This is a genomic window from Mucilaginibacter sp. (assembly GCF_028288185.1).
GTDB lineage: Bacteria > Bacteroidota > Bacteroidia > Sphingobacteriales > Sphingobacteriaceae > Mucilaginibacter.
The window spans coordinates 79,607-100,250 of the sequence record NZ_JAQBOF010000028.1; the positions used below are offsets into that span (position 1 = coordinate 79,607).

24 protein-coding genes are annotated in these 20,644 nt (G+C 40.2%); 15 read left to right on the forward strand and 9 right to left on the reverse strand.

Features of this window, described 5'->3' with window-relative positions; genetic code table 11:
- Window positions 1–4 precede the first annotated feature (4 nt).
- From nusB to JWQ34_RS12035, 8 genes are all read left to right on the forward strand, one after another.
- A complete protein-coding gene (gene nusB, locus JWQ34_RS12000) occupies window positions 5–952 on the forward strand; it encodes a transcription antitermination factor NusB (protein ID WP_299357512.1) in 948 nt (315 codons plus the stop codon).
- A gap of 4 nt (window positions 953–956) precedes the next feature.
- Window positions 957–1,361 carry a DUF1573 domain-containing protein gene (locus JWQ34_RS12005; protein WP_299357513.1) on the forward strand — a complete coding sequence of 135 codons (405 nt, stop codon included), beginning with the start codon at window positions 957–959 and terminating at the stop codon, window positions 1,359–1,361.
- 8 nt (window positions 1,362–1,369) lie between these two features.
- Window positions 1,370–1,693 carry a preprotein translocase subunit YajC gene (gene yajC, locus JWQ34_RS12010; RefSeq protein ID WP_299357514.1) on the forward strand — a complete coding sequence of 108 codons (324 nt, stop codon included), beginning with the start codon at window positions 1,370–1,372 and terminating at the stop codon, window positions 1,691–1,693.
- A 107-nt stretch (window positions 1,694–1,800) separates the two neighbouring features.
- Window positions 1,801–2,748 (forward strand): CdaR family protein, encoded by a 948-nt coding sequence (locus JWQ34_RS12015; protein ID WP_299357515.1) that lies wholly within the window; start codon window positions 1,801–1,803, stop codon window positions 2,746–2,748.
- Window positions 2,748–3,344, forward strand: a complete 597-nt coding sequence (gene coaE / locus JWQ34_RS12020) for a dephospho-CoA kinase (protein ID WP_299357516.1) — start codon at window positions 2,748–2,750, stop codon at window positions 3,342–3,344. Before JWQ34_RS12015 ends, coaE begins: the two co-directional genes overlap by 1 nt.
- A 105-nt stretch (window positions 3,345–3,449) precedes the next feature.
- Complete coding sequence (locus JWQ34_RS12025) at window positions 3,450–4,391, forward strand: MBL fold metallo-hydrolase (protein ID WP_299357517.1); 942 nt, start codon at window positions 3,450–3,452, stop codon at window positions 4,389–4,391.
- A gap of 7 nt (window positions 4,392–4,398) precedes the next feature.
- Window positions 4,399–4,557, forward strand: a complete 159-nt coding sequence (locus JWQ34_RS12030) for a DUF5522 domain-containing protein (protein ID WP_299357518.1) — start codon at window positions 4,399–4,401, stop codon at window positions 4,555–4,557.
- A 31-nt stretch (window positions 4,558–4,588) separates the two neighbouring features.
- On the forward strand, window positions 4,589–5,038 hold the full coding sequence (locus JWQ34_RS12035) for a MarR family transcriptional regulator (RefSeq protein ID WP_299357519.1): 450 nt from the start codon (window positions 4,589–4,591) through the stop codon (window positions 5,036–5,038).
- A gap of 78 nt (window positions 5,039–5,116) precedes the next feature.
- Here the strand turns inward: JWQ34_RS12035 and JWQ34_RS12040 are convergent, their stop codons facing one another.
- The 8 genes from JWQ34_RS12040 to JWQ34_RS12075 form a co-directional block, all read right to left on the reverse strand.
- Window positions 5,117–6,343 carry a DUF6596 domain-containing protein gene (locus JWQ34_RS12040; RefSeq protein ID WP_299357520.1) on the reverse strand — a complete coding sequence of 409 codons (1,227 nt, stop codon included), beginning with the start codon at window positions 6,341–6,343 and terminating at the stop codon, window positions 5,117–5,119.
- A 5-nt stretch (window positions 6,344–6,348) separates the two neighbouring features.
- Window positions 6,349–6,705 (reverse strand): YciI family protein, encoded by a 357-nt coding sequence (locus JWQ34_RS12045; protein WP_299357521.1) that lies wholly within the window; start codon window positions 6,703–6,705, stop codon window positions 6,349–6,351.
- Between the two features lie 109 nt (window positions 6,706–6,814).
- Complete coding sequence (locus JWQ34_RS12050) at window positions 6,815–7,207, reverse strand: VOC family protein (RefSeq protein WP_299357522.1); 393 nt, start codon at window positions 7,205–7,207, stop codon at window positions 6,815–6,817.
- A gap of 1 nt (window position 7,208) precedes the next feature.
- Entirely contained in the window at window positions 7,209–7,622 is a 414-nt protein-coding gene (locus JWQ34_RS12055; RefSeq protein ID WP_299357523.1) for a transcriptional regulator, read from the reverse strand.
- Window positions 7,623–7,715: 93 nt separating this feature from the next.
- Window positions 7,716–8,534: an alpha/beta hydrolase-fold protein gene (locus JWQ34_RS12060; RefSeq protein WP_299357524.1), complete on the reverse strand. Its 819-nt coding sequence runs from the start codon at window positions 8,532–8,534 to the stop codon at window positions 7,716–7,718.
- 15 nt (window positions 8,535–8,549) lie between these two features.
- A complete protein-coding gene (locus JWQ34_RS12065; protein ID WP_299357525.1) occupies window positions 8,550–9,023 on the reverse strand; it encodes a DUF3368 domain-containing protein in 474 nt (157 codons plus the stop codon).
- Window positions 9,001–9,234, reverse strand: coding sequence for a UPF0175 family protein (locus JWQ34_RS12070; protein ID WP_299357526.1), 234 nt, complete (start codon window positions 9,232–9,234; stop codon window positions 9,001–9,003). Before JWQ34_RS12070 ends, JWQ34_RS12065 begins: the two co-directional genes overlap by 23 nt.
- A gap of 38 nt (window positions 9,235–9,272) precedes the next feature.
- Complete coding sequence (locus tag JWQ34_RS12075; protein ID WP_299357527.1) at window positions 9,273–9,845, reverse strand: phosphatase PAP2 family protein; 573 nt, start codon at window positions 9,843–9,845, stop codon at window positions 9,273–9,275.
- A 184-nt stretch (window positions 9,846–10,029) separates the two neighbouring features.
- On the opposite strand from JWQ34_RS12075, the gene glmM reads away from it, so the two are divergent.
- From glmM to JWQ34_RS12095, 4 genes are all read left to right on the forward strand, one after another.
- On the forward strand, window positions 10,030–11,418 hold the full coding sequence (gene glmM / locus JWQ34_RS12080; protein WP_299357528.1) for a phosphoglucosamine mutase: 1,389 nt from the start codon (window positions 10,030–10,032) through the stop codon (window positions 11,416–11,418).
- 87 nt (window positions 11,419–11,505) lie between these two features.
- Window positions 11,506–12,642, forward strand: a complete 1,137-nt coding sequence (locus JWQ34_RS12085) for a cysteine desulfurase family protein (protein ID WP_299357529.1) — start codon at window positions 11,506–11,508, stop codon at window positions 12,640–12,642.
- A gap of 114 nt (window positions 12,643–12,756) precedes the next feature.
- Complete coding sequence (locus JWQ34_RS12090; RefSeq protein WP_299357530.1) at window positions 12,757–13,020, forward strand: hypothetical protein; 264 nt, start codon at window positions 12,757–12,759, stop codon at window positions 13,018–13,020.
- Window positions 13,021–13,089: 69 nt separating this feature from the next.
- Complete coding sequence (locus JWQ34_RS12095; RefSeq protein WP_299357531.1) at window positions 13,090–13,254, forward strand: hypothetical protein; 165 nt, start codon at window positions 13,090–13,092, stop codon at window positions 13,252–13,254.
- A 69-nt stretch (window positions 13,255–13,323) separates the two neighbouring features.
- Here the strand turns inward: JWQ34_RS12095 and accD are convergent, their stop codons facing one another.
- A complete protein-coding gene (gene accD / locus JWQ34_RS12100) occupies window positions 13,324–14,169 on the reverse strand; it encodes an acetyl-CoA carboxylase, carboxyltransferase subunit beta (RefSeq protein WP_299357532.1) in 846 nt (281 codons plus the stop codon).
- 325 nt (window positions 14,170–14,494) lie between these two features.
- Here accD and JWQ34_RS12105 point away from each other — a divergent pair, with 325 nt between their 5' ends.
- The 3 genes from JWQ34_RS12105 (at window position 14,495) to fbaA (ending at window position 20,576) form a co-directional block, all read left to right on the forward strand.
- Entirely contained in the window at window positions 14,495–17,854 is a 3,360-nt protein-coding gene (locus tag JWQ34_RS12105) for a SusC/RagA family TonB-linked outer membrane protein (protein WP_299357533.1), read from the forward strand.
- Between the two features lie 19 nt (window positions 17,855–17,873).
- The gene (locus JWQ34_RS12110; RefSeq protein ID WP_299357534.1) at window positions 17,874–19,322 is read left to right on the forward strand and encodes a RagB/SusD family nutrient uptake outer membrane protein; all 1,449 of its coding nucleotides are present in this window, start codon (window positions 17,874–17,876) and stop codon (window positions 19,320–19,322) included.
- Between the two features lie 174 nt (window positions 19,323–19,496).
- Entirely contained in the window at window positions 19,497–20,576 is a 1,080-nt protein-coding gene (gene fbaA / locus JWQ34_RS12115) for a class II fructose-bisphosphate aldolase (RefSeq protein WP_299357535.1), read from the forward strand.
- Window positions 20,577–20,644 lie beyond the last annotated feature (68 nt).

A 20,644-nucleotide genomic window follows, 5' to 3' on the forward strand; every position in this document is an offset into this window, starting at 1 on the left:
AAAAATGTTAAACAGAAGGCACCTACGGGTAAAAGTATTACAGTCATTATACGCATTTCATCAAACTGATGCGGTTAATATTAAACAGCAGGAAAAAAACTTATTGCAAAGTATAGACCAGGTATACGAAATGTATATTTGGATGCTATCCCTGATATCAGAAGTGGTAGGTTACGCAGACAGGGATGCAACAGAACGTGCACACAAGCACCTGCCTACTGCCGATGATTTGAATGCCAACCTTAAAATACTCACCAACAGGTTTGCCATATCATTAAACCAAAACAAAGAGTTTTTGGCCGGTATAAAAAAATATAAAGTAGAGTGGACCTTTGAGCCCGAATTGGTTAAGACCTTATTTACCAATCTTAAAGCCGCGCCCGAATATGCAGAATACCTGCAGAAAACAGGCGATACCATCCAAACGGATAAGGATATTATTAAATTTATTTTTAAAAAAATCATACTAAAATCAACCCTGGCCGACCAGGTTTTTGAAGAGAAGTTTATTTTTTGGCCGGTTGATAAAGATGTATTACAAGCGCTTATAGCTAAAACGTTTAAAAACTTTGCTTTTGATGAGCCGGTAAAAAACAAACTGGCCGAAGTAACCGGTAACTGGGAAGAGGATAAAGATTTTATTGTTAAGTTATTAGAAACTTCTGTACGTTACGATAAAGATTACCAGGCGCTAATAAGCGCGAAAACCCAAAATTGGGAGCCGGAACGTATTGCTATGATGGATACCCTGTTAATGAAAATGGCTATTGCCGAATTTGTTAACTTTGCATCTATCCCCGTTAAGGTTACTATTAATGAGTATCTGGAGATATCAAAAGAGTTTAGTACGCCAAAAAGCAATTCGTTTATTAACGGTATATTAGACAAGATTTTATTCGAACTAAAAGCCGAAAAGAAAATTAATAAAATAGGTAGAGGATTAATTGAATAGCAGCATGAAAAAACTGATTTTAAGCTTATTTATGGCAAGCGCGTTAATGGCTTGCAATCAAACTAACAAAAAAACTGTAGTAGCTACTACCGATGGATCTGACATCAGGTATGAAAAAGATAGCTATGATTTTGGTAAAATAAAACAAGGCGAAAAGGTGTCGCATAGCTTTACGTTTACCAATACCGGTAAATCACCACTCATCATAACCAATGCAACAGCATCATGCGGGTGTACTACACCAATATGGCCCAAAAAACCGGTAATGCCTGGCGATACAGCTTCAATAGCCGTAACGTTTGACAGTGCCGGCAAATCTGGCTTACAAGATAAATTAATAACAGTTACCGCAAACAGCCAACCACCACAAAGCATTGTGCATTTAATTGGCGAAGTACTTACAAAATAATAATTAAAATGATAGCAACTATTTTACTACAAGCCAGCGGGCCCCTGGGCAGTTTCGGCTCAATTTTGCCACTAATACTAATCGTTGTAGTGTTTTATTTCTTCATGATCCGTCCGCAAATTAAAAAGCAAAAAGATCAAAAGAATTTTGTTAACGATTTAAAAAAAGGCGATAAGATTATCACTACATCTGGCATGCACGGTAAAATTATTGAAGTTGCTGATGCAACCTTTTTAATTGAAACCGAAGGAGGACACAAACTTCGTTTTAATAAATCTGCAATATCTTTAGATGACTCAAAGGCTTTAACTACGCCGGTATCTACTAAATAAGCAAAGGGCTTAAAGCATAAAGCTTTTGTATAGAATAAATTTTAACAAAGCGGAAAGAAAAGCATACTAGCTTTTACCTTTCCGCTTTCGGCTTTTAGCTAAATAATATGGCCATAATAAAACTATCAGCAACAGAACGCAGGCGGGCATCGGCATTTATTACGTGCCTGGTGCTGGCGCTTTGTGCCTGGATAGTTGTTACCTTGTCAACCACTTATAATTATAACGTAAGGGAGATATTGGCCTTTAAAAATGCTCCGCTAAAACGGGCATTTCATTCATTGCAATCTGATACGGTTAGTGTTACTGTAAAGGGTAGCGGCTGGCAAATGCTGCTTTCGAAAATAAACGAGCAGAATCATATAATTAAGGTTGATTTGAGTAAGTTGGATAGCGAGGCCTATGTTGTATTGAGCGCGCAACTGGCAGAAATTAACTCGGAAAAAGCGTTGGATAATCAAATAACCGCTATTACGCCTGATACACTTTATTTTGATTTTACAAATCGCAGCGTACGCCGTGTACCAGTGCAATTGGTAAAATCAGTAAAATACCAACAACAGTACACCCAATCTGGCGATGTGGTAATTAAACCGGCTTATGTTACTATAAGCGGCCCCAGTAACCGTATTGATAAGATTAAATATTGGCGTACAGACTCCTTATCGCTAAAAAATATTGGCGAAAACGTAAGCACACAAATTAACCTGGAAGCATCTGCCGAAGGTAATATCAGCATTTACCCAAAAACGGTACAAGTAAATATACCGGTTGATGAATTTACCGAGAAAACTCTGGAGTTACCGGTTAAGCTGGTGGGCAATGTTGATTTTTTTAATGTGAAGGTATTCCCCCAAAAGGTAAAAGTAACTATTACAACCTCTTTAAACAGATATACCGAGCTTGATGAAGATCTTTTTGAAGCACAAGCCGATCTTAACTTATGGCGCGTGTATGGCTATAACACGTTGCCGGTTAAGGTTACCCGGCTGCCTGCCTATTGTAAAATTGTAAATGTCGAACCCCGCAATATTGACTTTATTGTTAAAAAGTAATGCTTAAAATAGGTATCACCGGTAATATAGGCAGCGGCAAAACTACGGTCAGCAAAATGTTCGAGGTATTAGGCATCCCTGTTTTTTATGCAGATGCCGCAGCTAAAAACATAATGACTGCCGATCCTGTATTGATAGCCGACATAAAAAAAACCTTTGGCGATGCCGCTTACCTGGCCGATGGCAACCTTGACCGTAAATACATAGCTAACATTGTTTTTAACGATGATAAAGAACTGGCAAAGTTAAACGCATTGACACACCCTGCGGTATTCAGGGCATTTGATACCTGGGTGGCCGATATTAAAAATGTGCCTTATGTTATCAAGGAAGCTGCTTTGTTGTTTGAAAGCACATCCTATAAAATGTGCGATTATTCATTGTTAGTTACAGCGCCTTTAGAGCTGCGTATAGACCGCGTAACCAAACGCGACCACATAATCCGCACCGAAGTTGAGGCCCGCGAAACCAAACAGTTTACAGAAGCCAAAAAACGTGAATTGGCAGATTATATAATTGAAAATAACGAAACGCAGTTACTGATACCGCAGATATTGGAATTGCATGAAGCGTTTTTACAACTTGCAACCCCATAAAATAAATAAAACATGTCATTTTGAACATAGCGAAAAATCTATACACGTGCTTGGTAACCTAGCTATGTATAGATTTCTCCCTTCGCTCGAAATGACAACACTAATATGAGTATCCTCAACGACTTCATCGCTATTAACGCCAACGGCATCTACTGCAAATACGGTGATTTTTACCTGGACCCGCAGCAGCCTGTGCAAACAGCCGTAATATCGCACGCTCATGCAGACCATGCGGTTAGTGGCAATAAAGACGTTTATTGCACCAGGCCCACACGCGAGTTTATGCATTTGCGATACCATAGGTCGGCGGCACAGGTGTTTAATATTGTCGGCTACAATCAGCCATTTACCATAAAAGGTGTCACTATAACTTTTGTATCAGCCGGGCACATGCTGGGCTCTGCAATGGTGCTGATGGAATACGAAGGATCAAGTTATCTATATACCGGCGATTATAAAATACAACCCGATGCCACCTGCGACCCTATCGAGTGGGTCAATGCCGATGTGCTGATAACAGAAAGTACTTTTGCAGATCCGAAAATCATTCATCCCGACCCGGTTGAGGAGATAAAAAAATTGAATGGTATAAAAAGTAATATCCTGCTAGGTGCGTATGGCTTAGGTAAGAGCCAGCGTTTAATCAGGATGATAAATGACCATGCCCCGCAGAAAAAAGTGCTGGTACATCATAAAATCATGCCCATTAACCAGATATATGAGCAGGCAGGTATTAAGCTTGGCAAGCACCAGATGTATGGGCGTAAATTGATGAAGGTGCAGGATGAGTTTATATATATTGTGCCGCCTTTTACGTTTAATAGTTATATAAAGGCTACCGGCGTGAAACGGTTGTTTGCATCGGGCTGGAAAAATTTGCAGGTTAATAAAGAGGACACGCTGTTTATATCAGACCATGTTGATTGGAACGATATTTTAGAGGCTGTTAAACGGGTTAACCCCAAGCAGGTTTGGACACTGCATGGCAACGGTTATCATTTAAAAGCCCATTTAGGAAAAGATATATTAGTTAAATTGCTTAATTAAACCAGCAATGGAAGAAAATATAGATTACTATATTAACGAAGACGGCAACTTTGTTTTTACCGAAGCATATCATCTAAAACGGGGTTATTGCTGCCAAAATAAGTGCAAGCATTGCCCATGGAATTTCGGAAAAACAGACGAAGAGATTAAATCACAGAAAAAATAAAGATATTTGCATCGTTGAAGTAATATAAGTTATGCGAATAGATGACGAAATACAAAGTTCAAAGTTTGAAGATAACTACCAAAAGGCGGTTATCAACATCGCGTACACCGATGGGTGGTTAAAGAATACCTTTAACTGCCATTTTGAAAAACATAATTTAACGCAACAACAGTTTAATATCTTGCGCATATTAAGAGGCCAGTACCCAAAACCGGCCACGGTTAACCTGCTAAAAGAACGCATGATAGATAAGATGAGCGATGCCTCACGCATTGTTGACCGTTTGGTGCAAAAGGATATGATAACCCGTTGCACCAACAATAAAGACAGGCGCGCCGTTGATATCCGCATTAGCGATAAGGGCCTTGAAACCCTGGCCACCATGGATGCCGAATTTAAAACCAGGGATTTCCTAAAAAACAACCTTACCTCCGAAGAAGCCGCGCAGTTAAGTGATCTGCTGGATAAGTTGAGAGGGTAAATAATTTCGGATTTCGGATGTTCGATTTCGAATTTAATTTTGTTTAAGTTGTCACTCCGTTCAGAATGACAAAAAGAATTATAGGTTATCGATCTTCTTCTGAATAACCAGTTTATCCATATCTGTTTTTGCTAACGCGATGGCTTTCTGCAAATGGCGTTTGGCTTGTTCATTATCAATATCGGTATATAAATAGCCCAACAAAGTAAAGTAAAACTGGTCATCAGTTAAACCTAATTGCTCGGCTTCAATAATAGCCGCTTCTTTTCCGGCGACTTTCGATAATACATAAATCCGGTTCAAAGCCCCTATCGGCGAATATTTAATTTGTAGCAATTGATTGTACAAATTCAAAACTGTTTCCCATTTATGTAAAGTGTCGGTCTTTTTAGTGCGCCAGTACGCAATGGTAGCTTCTAAATGATATTTAGATATTTCAGTACCGCTGGCAGATTGATTTAAAAAGTAAGCTCCTTTGCTTATCAGGTCGGTGTCCCAAAGGCTTGTATCCTGGTCGTCATATAAAACATGTTCCCCGTTTTTTTTTATCCTCGCCTCAAATCGCGAAGCATGAAAACACATTAGTGACAGCAAAGCATTAACCGGCGGTTTGTTGGTTTGTTTATTTTCAACCAGCATGGTACACAAACGCATGGCTTCCAGGCAAAGATCTTTACGTAGGGTTTTGTTGGTGCTAACCGAATAATAGCCTTCATTAAATAACAAATAAATAGTGGTTAAAACAGGGGCAAGGCGTTGGTTTATCTCCGTTTCGTTTGGCAGTTCGATCTTTATCCTCTTACTGCGTAGCTTCTCTTTAGCGCGATACAGACGTTTATTGATAGTTTCTTTGTTAGATAAAAAAGCATCGGCAATTTCATCAATGCCAAACCCGCAAAGTATCCGCAGGGATAATCCTATCTGAGCCTCGGGCGGGATAGCTGGGTGACAAATAGCAAACATCATCTGTAACTGGCTGTCGTTAATATTTTGTGGCGACAGGTCTATCTCTGTTTCATAATACCCAATGCCTGCGTTTTGTATTTCCGGCGAGATCTTACTGTCAAATAAAGTATTACGCTGCAAATGGTTCTTTGCTTTGTTTTTGGCTACGATGTATAGCCAGGCGGCAGGGTTTGGCGGTAAGCCTTTTATACCCCAGGTTTGGGCCGCAGTAGCAAATGTATCGCTTGTAATATCCTCGGCAGTTTCTATTTGGTCAAACCCAAAATAACGACAGAGTACCGAAACTATTTTCCGGTACTCTGTCCTGAATAAATGGGGGATAATCTCCTCTTTGTTCATGGGGTTTAATGCACGCCATCTCCTTTGGCCAATAGGCGCACTTCGATAGTGTTTCCTTCACCACCTAAAATGGGGCTGCCCTTGGCAAACTCTACAGCTTCATTAATCGAGTCGGCTTTTACAATTACATAACCGCCAAGGGTTTCTTTGATCTCGCCAAACGGGCCGTTAGTAACCACGTTATTATGGTGCACAACTTTGGCATTGTCAAATACCAAACCATCGCCTTTGCCTTCAAACTTGCCTTTAGCGGCTATGCCGTTCAGCCAGTTCATGGTTGCTTCCATCCATATCTGCATTTGTTCTGGCGATGCTATTTTACTGCCATCCTGGTGCCTGAAAATTAACATGTACTCTTTCATCTTTTTTTAATTTTAAATGTTAGCTGATAATTAATTATACAGACATAACAAATCAGGTTTTATATATTGGACATACGGCAGTAGAAACTTAGTAATTTTAAATCTGATACTATGCCAAATTTAATTGCCACGACACACCAAATTTATCGCTCACCCATCCAAATTTCCTGCTAAAACCGTAATTACCCAATGTCATCATGGCACTGCCGCCATCGGTTAATGTGGCGTATGCATGCTCAATTTCGTTATCATCCTCACAATTAACAAATATGGATATGGATGGGGTAAAGGTAAACGCGTGCTTGCCGGCGCTGTCGATAGCCATAAACTCCTGGCCGTTCAAACTAAATGTGGCATGTATTACAGTTCCCTCGGCACCGGGGCCATTCTTATCATAACGAGTGATGTTTAATATCGATGAGTTTTTAAAGAGGGTAGTGTAGAAATTCATCGCTTCTTCGGCCTTGCCCTCGAACATTAAAAAGGTGGTGAACTTTTGCATTTTATTTATCAGCTAATCTTATCATACATTGCAGATCCTTATCGCTAATATACCATTCTACACAATAACCCTGTGGATCTATATCCGGCTGCGAAGTTAATTTCTCAAATGTTTTGCCAATAGATGGTATATCTTTCATATAATCATGAATGGTCACACTTAGATAATTTCCTGTTTTTAAAACCAATGTTTCGCAATTTAGTTTTTCACCTTCACCTGGTTGCAGTTCTTCGGCAGCGGCTTTATAAATTATTTGTCCGCCATTTTCTGGCCGCGATAGGCCAAAGTATTTTCTTTCGGTCGAGAATGGGATCAACGCATGCAATTTTTGATGGGCTTCTAACACCCCGTCAGGAAATGATTTAGCGGTGATGTAAAACACCTTGATGTCTTTATCGAATGTTATAGTTTCCATATCTGTTAATTAAATGGTTTATTCAAAGTTAGGCTATGGGTATAACAAAAGTAACGGCAGGAAGGGACAACTTAGGGTGGTGATTGGGACAAGTTACGTATTGTCAGTGAACCATCTATAAAACGCTTCGAAAGCTATGCGCCATTGTTTCTCATCGTGTTTACCGCCTTTAATAACCAGCGGCGCGGGTACATTTTTTATGACGAATTTTTTATGAAGCAGGATAGTGTCCATTCTGTTTACATACGCTATCTCGTTACCTTCGGCATCGCCGCAAGCAAAAAAGAACTTAGACTTTAGGCTGATAGGTTGTTTAACAATGGCATCAAACGCACCCGCCGAATACCAAAACGCCGGAGAAAACACACCCGCCACGCCAAATATATTACTATACCTTGCCGCGATATATAGGGTGATTAAACCACCCATGGAGCTACCAACCACAACCGAGTATTTAGGGTCTTTTTTAGTACGATAGTTAGAATCGATATAAGGCTTTACAATCTTGGCTACATAGTGGGCATATATAGCGCCCTCATTATTGATTAAATACGGATTATATTCATTCATCCGGTTACTATTATTGCCCGAATGTATGGCAACAATAATACATTGCTTGTCGGCAGGCATCAGGTTCACCAGTGAATCGGCATACCAGTTGTCACCATCTTTAGCGCCTTTACTAAAGGCGCTCTGGCCATCCTGCATATAAATTACAGGATACTTTTTATGGGAAGTTGTATAGCTTTTGGGTAAATAGATGCGTATGGTGCGCAACCGCTTTAATTGGGGTATCTCCAACTTCGCAGCTTCGTATCGGGCCGTTGCTGTGTCTGGCTGCTGGGCGTAGATTATGGTTGAGGATAACAACACCCTAGTAATAAATAATATAAGCGTTATTCTAAATTTCATGCTTGGTGTTAACCATTATTCGCCCGATGCTTCTAATATAGTTTGTAAAAGTGTTAACGATACCCTGAAATCCGTCAGCTTTATTCTTTCAAAATAAGGTTTTAACATTGGTATAATTCCCTGCTGTTTTGCTAATATCAAAATACCTAAAGTTCCTGTATATTTTAGATTTAATTGGGACGCCAGGTTTCTTCCTTTTAAGTCGTCTAGTATTAGTAAAGGCGATGATAATTCCATTGCAAGAGCAATTGCACTAGCTTCACCAATATCTACTTTTTCTGCATAATTGGCTAGCAATGTTCTATCACTCACAGTTCGTATTTGTATCCATTTGGGTAATGGCTTGCCAAATTCGTGAGCAATTTCTGTAGTAGTAAGAATATTAGAATAAAGTTTATTCAGAATTGGAAATGCGTCAATTTTATTGAGAAGAATAAAACAACTGGTATCAGTAATTACTGCATACTCATTTTGAAATTCGTGCGACATCAGCCATTACATCTTCAAAAGAATAATTAATATAATTAACACCATAATCGGCCAAAATATCTGCAAAGGTTTGCTTAGTTAAGCTGGCCATATCTGCTGCCTGGCCTAATGATAATTTACCAGACTCGTATAATTTAGCTGCTAAAAAACGTACAGTATCGCTATGGTTTTCTTCCAGAAAATCAGGAACCTCAAGTGTTATTGTAGTCATGCCATTAAATATTTAATAATATAAATATACACAATAATTTATGAAAGCTTGAAATTTGGCCAATACTTCCAAAATATCCACCCGAACAAAAGCCCCACCAAAGTACCATAAATTGCCCCTGCGGTTACATCAATAGGATAATGCACCCCAACATATACTTGTGCAAAACAAATAGCCGCGGCCCACAATAACGTTGCAGGTAATACCCATTTATAACGTTTATAAAATACGATGGATAAGCAAACAGCTATAGCAAAATGGTCACTGGCATGGGTAGAGGGGAAGCTGTAGCCAGTGCCACACGGCACACGGCTTACTATTGTTGCAGCCATTGCAGGGTCATTACAGGGGCGTACCCGTTTGTAAAATGATTTAATAATGGTAGCACTACCAAAATCGGCCAGGCCAAATGTTAAGGCCAGTAATACAATGATTATTAGCCCCTGCTTTTTGTATCGCCAAAGGCAAAAAATAAAAATGAAAACATAAAGCGGTATCCATACCAGGCGATTGCGTAAAATAGGCATCAGCACATCAAAAAACGTGTTGCCAAAGTCGTGGTTAATGATGTGGAACAAGTGCCGGTCAAGTTGCAGAAGATAATCGGGCATGGGCGTTTAAAGTAAAGTGTAAATATAAACTAAGATTCTTAGGATTAGAAGATTTTAAGATAATAGATAGATATGATTTATTTAAGTGATTTTTAAATCAAAAAAATCACAGGATACGGTAAATCGAGGTTCAAACTAGTGGATAAATATCCTTACTTTTGCGGTATAATTAATAGTAAGAATTTTGACATTAATAAAATCAATTTCGGGTATACGTGGCACCATTGGGGGCGCGGCTGGTGATGGTTTAACGCCATTGGATATTGTAAAATTCACTTCGGCTTATGGTGCCTGGGCCGTTAAAAAAACCGGTATAAAAAAGATAGTTCTCGGTCGTGATGCGCGTATATCGGGCAGCATGGTTAATAACTTGGTTACGGGTACTTTAATGGGCTTGGGTATTGATGTGGTTGATATTGGCTTGTCTACCACACCAACGGTCGAGATCGCCGTGCCTTTAGAAAAAGCTGCCGGAGGGATCATCCTTACCGCCAGCCATAACCCCAAACAATGGAACGCCCTTAAATTATTAAATGCAGACGGCGAATTTATTAATGATGCCGATGGTAAAGAGGTTTTAGAAATTGCCGAAAGCAGCGCTTTTAGCTACGCTGATGTTAACGCTTTAGGTAAAGTGAGATTTGATGATAGCTATCTGCAAAAACACATAGACCAGATATTGGCCCTGACATTGGTTGATGTCAATGCCATAACCAAAGCAAACTTTAAGGTAGTTATTGATTGCGTAAACTCTACCGGTGGCATATTTGTACCTGCTTTATTGGAAGCCTTAGGTGTAAAAACCGTACATAAATTATTTTGTGAGCCTGATGGCGAGTTTCCGCATAACCCGGAGCCTTTGCCGGAAAATTTAGTAGCATTATCAAAAGAAGTATTGAGCAAAAATGCCAGTTTGGGCATAGCTGTCGATCCGGATGTTGACCGTCTTTGCTTTGTTTGTGAGGATGGCAATATGTTTGGCGAGGAGTATACGCTGGTTGCTGTTGCTGATTATATCCTGAAAAACAATAAAGGTAATACGGTCTCTAACTTATCGTCAACTCGTGCGCTGCGCGATGTTACTGAGGATGCTGGTGGCGAATACCATGCTTCCGCTGTAGGCGAGGTTAACGTGGTTAATAAAATGAAAGAAGTAAACGCTGTTATAGGTGGCGAAGGTAACGGCGGGGTCATCTATCCTGAACTCCATTATGGCCGTGATGCTTTAGCCGGAATAGCTTTATTTTTAACGCACCTGGCTAAATATGGCAAATCGATATCGCAATTACGCCAATCATATCCAGGTTATTTTATCTCAAAAAATAAGATCACACTTACACCTGAGATGGATATTGACGCATTATTGTTAAAGGTTGAGGATAAATACAAAGACCAGCCACATTCAACTATAGACGGGCTTAAAATAGAGTTTGATAAACAATGGGTACATTTACGCCGTTCGAACACGGAGCCGATAATCCGTATCTACTCCGAAGGTGATTCTGAAACAGTAGCCAACAATTTGGCCAATAAGATCATCGCAGACATAAAGGAAATTTTACAACTACGCTAAATTATTGGATTATTGAATTAAGGAATTATTGATTTTTCAGTTAATTCATTAATTCAATAACTCATTAATTCAATAATTAATTAACTGATGAGGGTATACCTTGATAATGCTGCTACAACACCGTTGGATGCAGAAGTGATGAAAGCTATGTGTACGGTAATGGAAAACAATTACGGTAATCCATCATCTATCCATGCGTATGGCCGTGAGGCGAGGGCATTGATAGAGAAATCGCGCAAAACAATAGCTAACCTGCTGCATACTTCGCCTGCCGAGATCTTTTTTACCAGCAGCGGCACCGAAGCCGATAATACCGCTATCCGCTGCGGAATTGTGGATAATAACATTACCCATGCTATAACTACCAGCATAGAGCATCACGCGGTTATCCATACGCTGGAGGCCATGCAAAAAGCCGGTACTATCAAATTGAGCTTTGTTAATATTGATAGCAAAGGCAATATAGATTATGCCCATTTAGAGCAATTATTGCAGGACAACGAACGCAGCTTTGTATCGTTAATGCACGCTAATAACGAGATAGGTACCCTTACCGATATTGAAAGGGTGGGAGATATTTGTGAGCAATACAATGCCATTTTTCATTGCGATACGGTGCAAACCATGGGGCATTTCCCGCATGATCTGACAAAGCTTAAAGTCCATTTTTTAGTATGTGCGGCGCATAAATTCCACGGACCTAAAGGGGTGGGGTTTCTGCACATCAACCATAAAATAAAAATTAAACCATTAATATACGGGGGGTCGCAAGAGCGTAATATGCGTGGAGGTACCGAGAATGTTTACGGTATTGTGGGCCTGGCTAAAGCATTGGAGTTGGCTTATGCCGATATGGAACAGCATAGGGCATATATTCAAGGTTTGAAATCTTATATGAAAGGTCAGCTAATTGAAAACATACCCGGTGTTTTATTTAATGGCGAAACGGATGAAGCTAAAAGCCTGTATACGGTACTAAACGTTTCGTTCCCGGAAACAGACATGGCCGATATGTTATTGTTTAACCTGGACATTGCCGGTATATCCGCGTCTGGCGGCAGTGCCTGCAGTTCGGGTACAGATATTGGCTCGCACGTGCTTACCGGCATTGGCGCCAGCAGTACCAGGCCATCGGTTCGTTTTTCCTTCTCTAAGTATAATACTAAGGACGAGATTGACTTTGTGGTAAACAAAGTGCGCGAGTTGTTTGCGGTGAACGCGTAGTACCAACCACATCATTGCTTCTTTCTTTACAGCATTGACGCTATATTATTTTTTTTCTTTTAAACATTGGCACGTTTATAGCTATTATTTAATTACTAATTAAATAATAGACCTATGAAAACGAATAATCAAAATTCCGAAAAAGGTAATAAAAAGCATCAATCAGAGCAAGAAGGTTCGGGTTATGCCCCACAACGTGAGCAGCAACAGCATAATAAAGGTAACGAGGCTTCGTATAGCGAGCAAAATGATGTTACTCCACCAAACCACAAAGATTTTCCGGTAGTTGGGCCTGGCAAAACAGATTTTGAAAGCCGACCGCAAGCTCGCAGGACTGCACGTATGGTAGGCCATGAGCCGGGTACAGAAGGTATATAAACAAGGTAGTCTATTTTCTTAACAAGAAGGACATCTAAAAAAATGGCCTTCTTACTTAAAACTAAAATCATGAAAACCAATGATCAAAGTCCTCAAAGCAACATTCAGCCTAAAGGAAACATTAAACAACAGCAGGTTAACGAGCCTAAAAAAGATCAAAATACATCAGGCAAAAAACCTGTATTCATAAAAGATATGCCACCAATTGATGGTGCCAGAATAGGAATTATTTAATAATAGAATATTATAAAAAATGGCCGTACACTTTAAATGCACGGCCATTTTGTTTATGGTTATAATATCTTAATTCTTCATCATCTTTAAAAAGGCGGCCAGCTCTGCTTTCATTTCGCGGCGATCTACTATGAAATCAAGGAAACCGTGCTCCTGCACAAACTCTGCAGTTTGGAAGCCTTTTGGCAGGTCCTTTTTAATAGTCTCTTTAATGACCCTTGGACCGGCAAAACCTATTAATGCGCCCGGCTCGGCAATATTAATATCGCCCAGCATAGCGTATGATGCTGTTACACCACCGGTAGTAGGGTCTGTTAATAAAGATATATAAGGGACTTTAGCTTGCGATAATAAAGCTAGTTTGGCTGATGTTTTAGCCATTTGCATTAAGGAGAATGCAGCTTCCATCATCCGTGCGCCACCTGATTTGGATATCATCAGGAAAGGTACTTTATGCTCAATACAGTAATCAATGCTACGGGCAATTTTTTCTCCTACGACAGACCCCATCGACCCGCCTATGAAGGTAAAATCCATACAGGCAATTACCAGGTCCTGTCCGTCAATTTTACCAACCCCGGCACGTATGGCATCTTTTAACCCGGTTTTAAATTGGGTTTCAACCAGCCTGTCGGTATATTTTTTTGTATCTGTAAAATTCAGTGGGTCGCCTGATACAAGGTCAGGAAATAATTCAGTAAACTCATTATTGTCAAACAATACAGAAAAGTATTCTTTTGATCCTATACGCAGGTGGAACCCGCAGTAATGACAAACGTATTGATTTTCAACCTGCTCAGAATAATGTAAAGGTTTCTTACATTGAGGGCACTTGTTCCAGATCCCGTCAGGGGTTTCCTTCTTCTCCTCAGTAGTCGTAATTATCCCTTTTAATTCACGTTTAAACCACGCCATATCTATGTCTAGCTCTTTCAATATATTGCAAAGAAACGAAAAAAGTTTCGAATGGTTTGCGGTTTGGTTGTAAAAGTTGCAGACAAGATCAATCACCGTCATTTAACCTGGCAAATATTAACCAATAAACCGTTGTGAAAAAATATTGAATAAAAAATAAAAAATATTGAATTATTATGTACTACATAACAACTTAATATATACTTTTGTTTAACGGCTTCTCTAGTCGCACAAAACCAATTATTTTTTACCCTAAACAAATTATTGATCTGTTGATGATCTTTTATTTTAAATTATGTAGTACATAACTACTAAAAAACAAACTATGAGAAAAAAAGTTTTTTATTTGTTACTGCTGGCAATATGTTTTGCCATTGGTAAAGTAAATGCACAATCAAATGCATTTTCAGTCTCCGGTGTGGTCACAGACGGAACCAAAAACGAGGTGCTACCAGGTGTAAGTGTGCTTGTAAAAGGTACAACGATAGGCGCTGTTACAGATGTAAACGGCAAGTTTACTTTAAACGCGCCGTCATCAACCGCTACTTTGGTGTTTTCATTTATAGGATATGACAATACCGAAATAGCGCTTAATGGTAACGCAAATTTAAAGATCACACTTAACGAAAACGCCAAAGCATTACAAGAAGTTGTGGTAGTTGGCTACTCACAACAAACTAAAGACAAAAATACGGCGGCAGTATCTAAGCTTGATCAAAAGCAACTCATCAACACCGCAAACCCAAGCCCGCTGGCGGCCATACAGGGTAAAATTGCAGGTGTGTCTATACCATTAAACAATGGTCAGCCTGGTTCGGCTCCTGTAAATATTATTATTCGCGGCGGTTCAAAACCAAACGTTTATGGACAGGGCACGGGTAATACAGGTGGTGTACCTTACCTCAACTCGGACGGGTCGAGCCCATTGGTGGTTGTCGATGGGGTTTTCAGGACGCTTAATGATCTTAACCCAGATGACATCGAATCGTTACAGGTAATGAAAGATGCAGCATCTACAGCAATTTATGGTGCCCGTGGTGCAAACGGCGTAATTGTAGTAAAAACAAAAAGCGGCAAGTTTGGATCGGGCAAGGCAAACATAACTTTTAACTACCGCACCAATCGCGAGGTTGCCACTGGTATGGAAAAGTATATGTCGGCCGCGCAGTACATCGCTTTGGCGCGTATTACAGTAAAGAATACCTCTGATCCGTTAGATAAAAATGCTTTCCTTAATAATGCCGGCTATTCTGCAGGTACAAAAGTTTATACCGCTAAAGGCCAATATGGCAATGCAATATATACCACGGCATTGTATGATAATATTGTGGCTATTGAAGGGCAGTCCTATGTAGATAATCTTATAGCTAAAGGCTGGCAAACAATGGACGACCCGGTTAATCCAGGCTCAAAACTTTTGTTTGACGACAATCACTACCAGGACTTGTTATGGAACACCGGTGTTACTAACAACTATAATTTAGGAATTGATGGCGGCAGTGAGGTTGCAAGTTATAATATATCATTTAACCACATTAACCAGGCAGGTACTTTTGTAGGCACCAATTACAAACGCTACAGCGCGTTAGGCAATTTTAGCTTTAAAGCCAGCAATAATGTGCAGGTAAATGCTATGTTTAACTATCAAAATATATTGCCAAACTACGTTGATGGTTATACAAATGATATAGTAAGGGCAACGCGTATTACGCCACTAATACGATTGTTTAAAGACGATGGCACACCAACTACTGGCGAGCTGCTTACCGTGCGTAACCGTTTCCACACCTTAGCGTATGATAATAATGATATATCAACTGAAAGGTTGGTATCAAAATTTGATCTGGACTGGAACATTGTAAAAGGTTTACATTATAGGCCGGCGGTATCATATTTGGTTAGTGATGCTAAAACAATTTTTTCAAGGAAAGCATTTCCTGACCCCATACAATTTGCAACAAGCCGTTTAAAAACAGAAAATCAAAACAACACCCGTCAATTAATGATCGATCAGATATTGCAGTATGATTATAATTTAAAAGACGATCATCATTTTATGATTTTGGGTGGTTTTAACTATACCCGCAATACCGGTAACGTAATAGATATCGGCTCGCAAAGAGGGACTAATGATTATATCACCACCATAAGCGAGCCGCCATTAACTACGGTTAACGGTACAACAGTAACTAATGTAACTAATTTCTCCACTTCGTTAAGCGAAACCAGGTCGGCTAGTTTTTTTGGACAATTTGGGTATGATTACAAAGCTAAATACTTGTTAAACGCTGTTATAAGGCGCGATGGTTTTTCAAATTTTGCACCGGGTAACAGATACGCGACTTTCCCTTCGGCATCAATAGGGTGGAACGTTTATAAAGAAAATTTCTGGAAAGTAAATAACATAGTAAGCACGTTTAAGCTGCGTGCCAGCCGCGGAGCGGCAGGTTCTAACGACTTAAGCTATACCGATACTTATGGGGGGTATAATGCTACGGTTTATGATCAGCTTTCGGGCATCCAGCGGGCTAACTTATCAAACCCTAATTTAAAATGGGAAACCACGCAAACTACTGATATAGCTGTTGACGCGGGCTTTTTTAAAGATCGAATTACGCTAACAGTTGATTATTATAACCGGTTAACAAAAGACAGGCTCGACTCAAAACCACTACCGGCCGAAGCACCTTTTTCTTCAATTATATTCAACAACGGCTCATTACAAAACAGGGGTATTGAGATTGAGTTGCAGGCAAGTGTACTGCGCACCAAAGATTTTAGATGGAACACCAATTTCTCTTATGCTTATAACTCGCAAAAAATAATATCGTTGCCAAATAACGGGCGCCTTAAAAACAGACAAGGCGGCGGCGTAATTGCCGACCCGGTTACAGGCAAAGATATAGAAGTTGGCGGCTTAGCAGAAGGCGAGCGCCCATACGGTTATTATGCATGGCAGGTGGTAAAAGTATTCTCTACCGATGCAGAAGCCGCAGCCTGGAGTGCCACACATAAAGACCTGGCATCAACCACAGCCGGATTAGCTATTGGTAAAAAAGCCGGCGACTACCAGTTTGAAGACGTTAATAACGATGGCGTAATTGATACAAAGGATTTAAAATTTATGGGTTATAAAACGCCAAACGTTATCGGCGGTATGCAAAATACGTTCAATTACAAAGCGTTTACGCTGCGTTTTAATGTCGACTTTGCATTGGGCCATGTAATATCAAACGGTAACCTGGCGCGTTCATTAGGACAGGGAAGGGCCTATAATGAAGGCGCGCCTATTGAAGCGTTAGGTAATGATATCTGGCAAAAACCAGGCGATGAGGGTAAAAAATATGCCCGTTTCTCTTTTGGTGATGCCGATGTTGGCCAAAAAAATTTCGTAAGGCAGGCTGCTGCTGATGTGGGTACCGGCAGTGCTTATTCATCTGACGTTTCAACAATGATAAGTAAGGGCGATTTCCTGGCTTTCAGGGAACTTTATTTAAGCTATGATTTTTCGAAGAAACTTTTAAATAAGATCAAATCGACCGGATTAACCTTGTTTGTTAGTGCAACTAATCTTGGTTACCTCACTGCCTACAAGGGCCAAAATCCCGAAAGCTATGTAGGTTTTGATCCGGGGGGGTATCCGCGGCCAAGGCAATATACATTTGGCGCTTCATTGAAATTTTAATCCTAAAAAAACCATGAAAATGAAAAAGATATATATAGCAAGCATCTTAGGTGGATTAATGCTGACAGGCATCACAGCTTGTAAAAGAATGTTAGATGTTACACCACAATCGCAAATAACGGGGCAGGTGTATTTTAAAAACGAAGGCGATTTTGAACCATTTGTTATAGGTAATTATACATCAATACGTGCCTTTGCAAACTCAATAACTTATGGTACAGAGCGTAGCGAGGAATTGATGCAAGGGCCAAATGCGCGGCTAACAACAGCATGGTCGCAAATACTTACAAATACGACAGGTACTATCAATTATAACGGGCAGTACAAAGCTATTGGCAGCTGTAATTTATTGTTAGAGACTATACAGCCTTTCGCATTCGCAAATGCGACATTAAAAAACAGGCTGATAGCCGAAGCACTTTGCCAGCGTGCCTATACTTACTTTTTCCTGGTACGTGTAATTGGCGATACGCCGTTAATGTTAACCGCTGTAAATGACGATAAAGTGCCGCTATTGCCACGCGCCAAAACAGCCGATGTATTAAAACAGATCTTTGCTGATCTTGACCAGGCCATTAGTTTGTTTCCTGAAAAAACTTATCCGAATAAGTACCGCTTCTCGTACGGCGCGGCGCAGGCACTAAAAGCCGAAGCCAAATTATGGAGCGCTAAAGTAGCAGGCGGCGGCACTACAGATTTTAATGATGCGCTAACCGCAGCCACTGCTGTCGAAAGTACAGGAGTAAGCTTGTTAGCAAACTTTAAAGATGTTACAACCACCCGTGCTAATGCCGAAGTGATCATGTCGGCCTATTACCAACGCGATGAGACTGGCGCTAACTATGCTTTAAACGCGTTGCCGTTTCTTTCAACAGTGCAGGGTGCGGCAAATATTGATAGCATACCTTATTGTTTAACATCAACTAATGGCCAAAGCGGTTATGAGATCAGCTTGAAAACCAGGCAATTGTTTAGCGGCTTAACTAACGATAAACGGATACCTTATACTTTTATAGCCGAACGCCATGGTACAGCTGCGGCTAATCATTTCTGGGCTACAAAGCTGCCGGGTAATAAGTATGCAGATGACCGGATATCAGACAATGATGTAATTATGTGGCGCCTGGCGGATGTTTACTTAATGGAGGCCGAAGCCTATGCAGGGCTGGACAAAACTACAGAGGCTATTAACTACCTGAATAAAGTGAGGGTTAGAGCAGGGGATGGTAACTACCCGGGTGCAACAGATAAAGCTTCTGTTGAGCGTGCCGTATTTGATGAACGTGGCCGCGAAATGTTTTTTGAGAATAAGCGATGGTACGATATAGTGCGTTTTCACTACGGTGGTACTATTAACGCTTATACGTATGTGCCAAACCTGGTGGGCAAGACAACGCCGTTGTTCTGGCCGCTATCTGCAACGGTACTGGCCGCAAATAAAAACCTGGTACAAACGCAAGGGTACTAATGCAATAGTAGTAGATAGCTTATAGCCACACCAAATTTTAAGCCGTCTAACACTTTTGTTGGGCGGCTTAAAATTTAATGCAGTGTGACTTTTACAATATCCTATCACTTTTATAGACTTTTTTCTATTTAAAAACCGATAAATTTTTTACCTTCGGGGCCCAAACAAAAGGCAATGGATTTAAAAAATTATAAAGGAGTTTTGCACGGCGACCAGGTGCAGGAACTATTTGAAGCAGCTAAAAAGCATAAGTTTGCTTTACCTGCGGTAAACGTAATAGGCACCAATACAGTTAACGCTGTAATGGAAACAGCAAAGGCGGTTAACTCGCCAGTGATTATTCAATTATCACATGGTGGCGCGCAGTTTTATGCCGGTAAATCATTAGACAACTCTAAACTGCAAGCTTGTATTTTAGGTGGCGTATCTGCTGCAAGGCACGTACATTTATTAGCCGAGCATTATGGTGTTGCGGTTATTTTACATACCGACCACGCTGCTAAAAAATTATTGCCATGGATAGATGGTTTATTAGACTACGGCGAGAAATTTTTTGCTGAAACCGGCAAGCCGTTATTCTCATCGCACATGTTGGATCTTTCTGAAGAATCAATAGAAGAAAATATAGAGATATCTGCTAAATATTTAGCCCGTATGGCTAAAATGGGTATGACGTTAGAAATTGAACTGGGTGTTACCGGCGGCGAAGAAGACGGCGTTGATAACTCTGATGTTGATAGCTCACGTTTATACACCCAGCCAGAGGATGTGGCTTACAGTTACGAGAACTTATTAAAAGTTAGCCCGCGTTTTACCGTAGCTGCTGCTTTTGGTAACGTACATGGTGTTTACAAACCAGGTAACGTAAAACTACAACCGGTAATTTTGCATAACTCACAAGAGTATGTTAAACAGAAATTTAACCTGAAAGACGAAAAACCTATCAACTTTGTATTCCACGGTGGATCTGGTTCAAGCCAGGAAGAAATCCGTGAAGCTATTGGTTACGGTGCCATCAAAATGAATATTGATACCGATATGCAATGGGCGTACTGGGAAGGTATTAAAGACTACTACCAATCTAAAGAAGCTTATCTTCAAGATCAAATTGGTAACCCTGAAGGTTCAGACTCTCCAAATAAAAAATATTACGACCCGCGTGTATGGTTACGCAAAGGCGAGGAGAACTTTGTTAAACGCTTAACTGCGGCTTTCGAGGATTTAAATTGTATCAACGCGACCGACAAATTATAATACATAATTTTAGTAATTTTAAAAAGCGCCAATGCAAAACATTGGCGCTTTTTTTTAGTTATAGAACC

What these genes read in the sequence shown, in the direction of transcription:
- JWQ34_RS12015 (WP_299357515.1), top strand. Translation starts at nt 1,801, where the DNA reads ATGGCCATAATAAAACTATCAGCAACAGAACGCAGGCGGGCATCGGCA.
- JWQ34_RS12090 (WP_299357530.1), top strand. Translation starts at nt 12,757, where the DNA reads ATGAAAACGAATAATCAAAATTCCGAAAAAGGTAATAAAAAGCATCAA.
- JWQ34_RS12035 (WP_299357519.1), top strand. Translation starts at nt 4,589, where the DNA reads ATGCGAATAGATGACGAAATACAAAGTTCAAAGTTTGAAGATAACTAC.
- JWQ34_RS12030 (WP_299357518.1), top strand. Translation starts at nt 4,399, where the DNA reads ATGGAAGAAAATATAGATTACTATATTAACGAAGACGGCAACTTTGTT.
- JWQ34_RS12045 (WP_299357521.1), bottom strand. Translation starts at nt 6,705, where the DNA reads ATGAAAGAGTACATGTTAATTTTCAGGCACCAGGATGGCAGTAAAATA.
- JWQ34_RS12110 (WP_299357534.1), top strand. Translation starts at nt 17,874, where the DNA reads ATGAAAAAGATATATATAGCAAGCATCTTAGGTGGATTAATGCTGACA.
- JWQ34_RS12025 (WP_299357517.1), top strand. Translation starts at nt 3,450, where the DNA reads ATGAGTATCCTCAACGACTTCATCGCTATTAACGCCAACGGCATCTAC.
- accD (WP_299357532.1), bottom strand. Translation starts at nt 14,169, where the DNA reads ATGGCGTGGTTTAAACGTGAATTAAAAGGGATAATTACGACTACTGAG.
- JWQ34_RS12005 (WP_299357513.1), top strand. Translation starts at nt 957, where the DNA reads ATGAAAAAACTGATTTTAAGCTTATTTATGGCAAGCGCGTTAATGGCT.
- JWQ34_RS12070 (WP_299357526.1), bottom strand. Translation starts at nt 9,234, where the DNA reads ATGACTACAATAACACTTGAGGTTCCTGATTTTCTGGAAGAAAACCAT.
- JWQ34_RS12060 (WP_299357524.1), bottom strand. Translation starts at nt 8,534, where the DNA reads ATGAAATTTAGAATAACGCTTATATTATTTATTACTAGGGTGTTGTTA.
- JWQ34_RS12095 (WP_299357531.1), top strand. Translation starts at nt 13,090, where the DNA reads ATGAAAACCAATGATCAAAGTCCTCAAAGCAACATTCAGCCTAAAGGA.
- nusB (WP_299357512.1), top strand. Translation starts at nt 5, where the DNA reads ATGTTAAACAGAAGGCACCTACGGGTAAAAGTATTACAGTCATTATAC.
- JWQ34_RS12065 (WP_299357525.1), bottom strand. Translation starts at nt 9,023, where the DNA reads ATGTCGCACGAATTTCAAAATGAGTATGCAGTAATTACTGATACCAGT.
- JWQ34_RS12040 (WP_299357520.1), bottom strand. Translation starts at nt 6,343, where the DNA reads ATGAACAAAGAGGAGATTATCCCCCATTTATTCAGGACAGAGTACCGG.
- JWQ34_RS12050 (WP_299357522.1), bottom strand. Translation starts at nt 7,207, where the DNA reads ATGCAAAAGTTCACCACCTTTTTAATGTTCGAGGGCAAGGCCGAAGAA.
- JWQ34_RS12085 (WP_299357529.1), top strand. Translation starts at nt 11,506, where the DNA reads ATGAGGGTATACCTTGATAATGCTGCTACAACACCGTTGGATGCAGAA.
- fbaA (WP_299357535.1), top strand. Translation starts at nt 19,497, where the DNA reads ATGGATTTAAAAAATTATAAAGGAGTTTTGCACGGCGACCAGGTGCAG.
- JWQ34_RS12075 (WP_299357527.1), bottom strand. Translation starts at nt 9,845, where the DNA reads ATGCCCGATTATCTTCTGCAACTTGACCGGCACTTGTTCCACATCATT.
- JWQ34_RS12105 (WP_299357533.1), top strand. Translation starts at nt 14,495, where the DNA reads ATGAGAAAAAAAGTTTTTTATTTGTTACTGCTGGCAATATGTTTTGCC.
- coaE (WP_299357516.1), top strand. Translation starts at nt 2,748, where the DNA reads ATGCTTAAAATAGGTATCACCGGTAATATAGGCAGCGGCAAAACTACG.
- yajC (WP_299357514.1), top strand. Translation starts at nt 1,370, where the DNA reads ATGATAGCAACTATTTTACTACAAGCCAGCGGGCCCCTGGGCAGTTTC.
- JWQ34_RS12055 (WP_299357523.1), bottom strand. Translation starts at nt 7,622, where the DNA reads ATGGAAACTATAACATTCGATAAAGACATCAAGGTGTTTTACATCACC.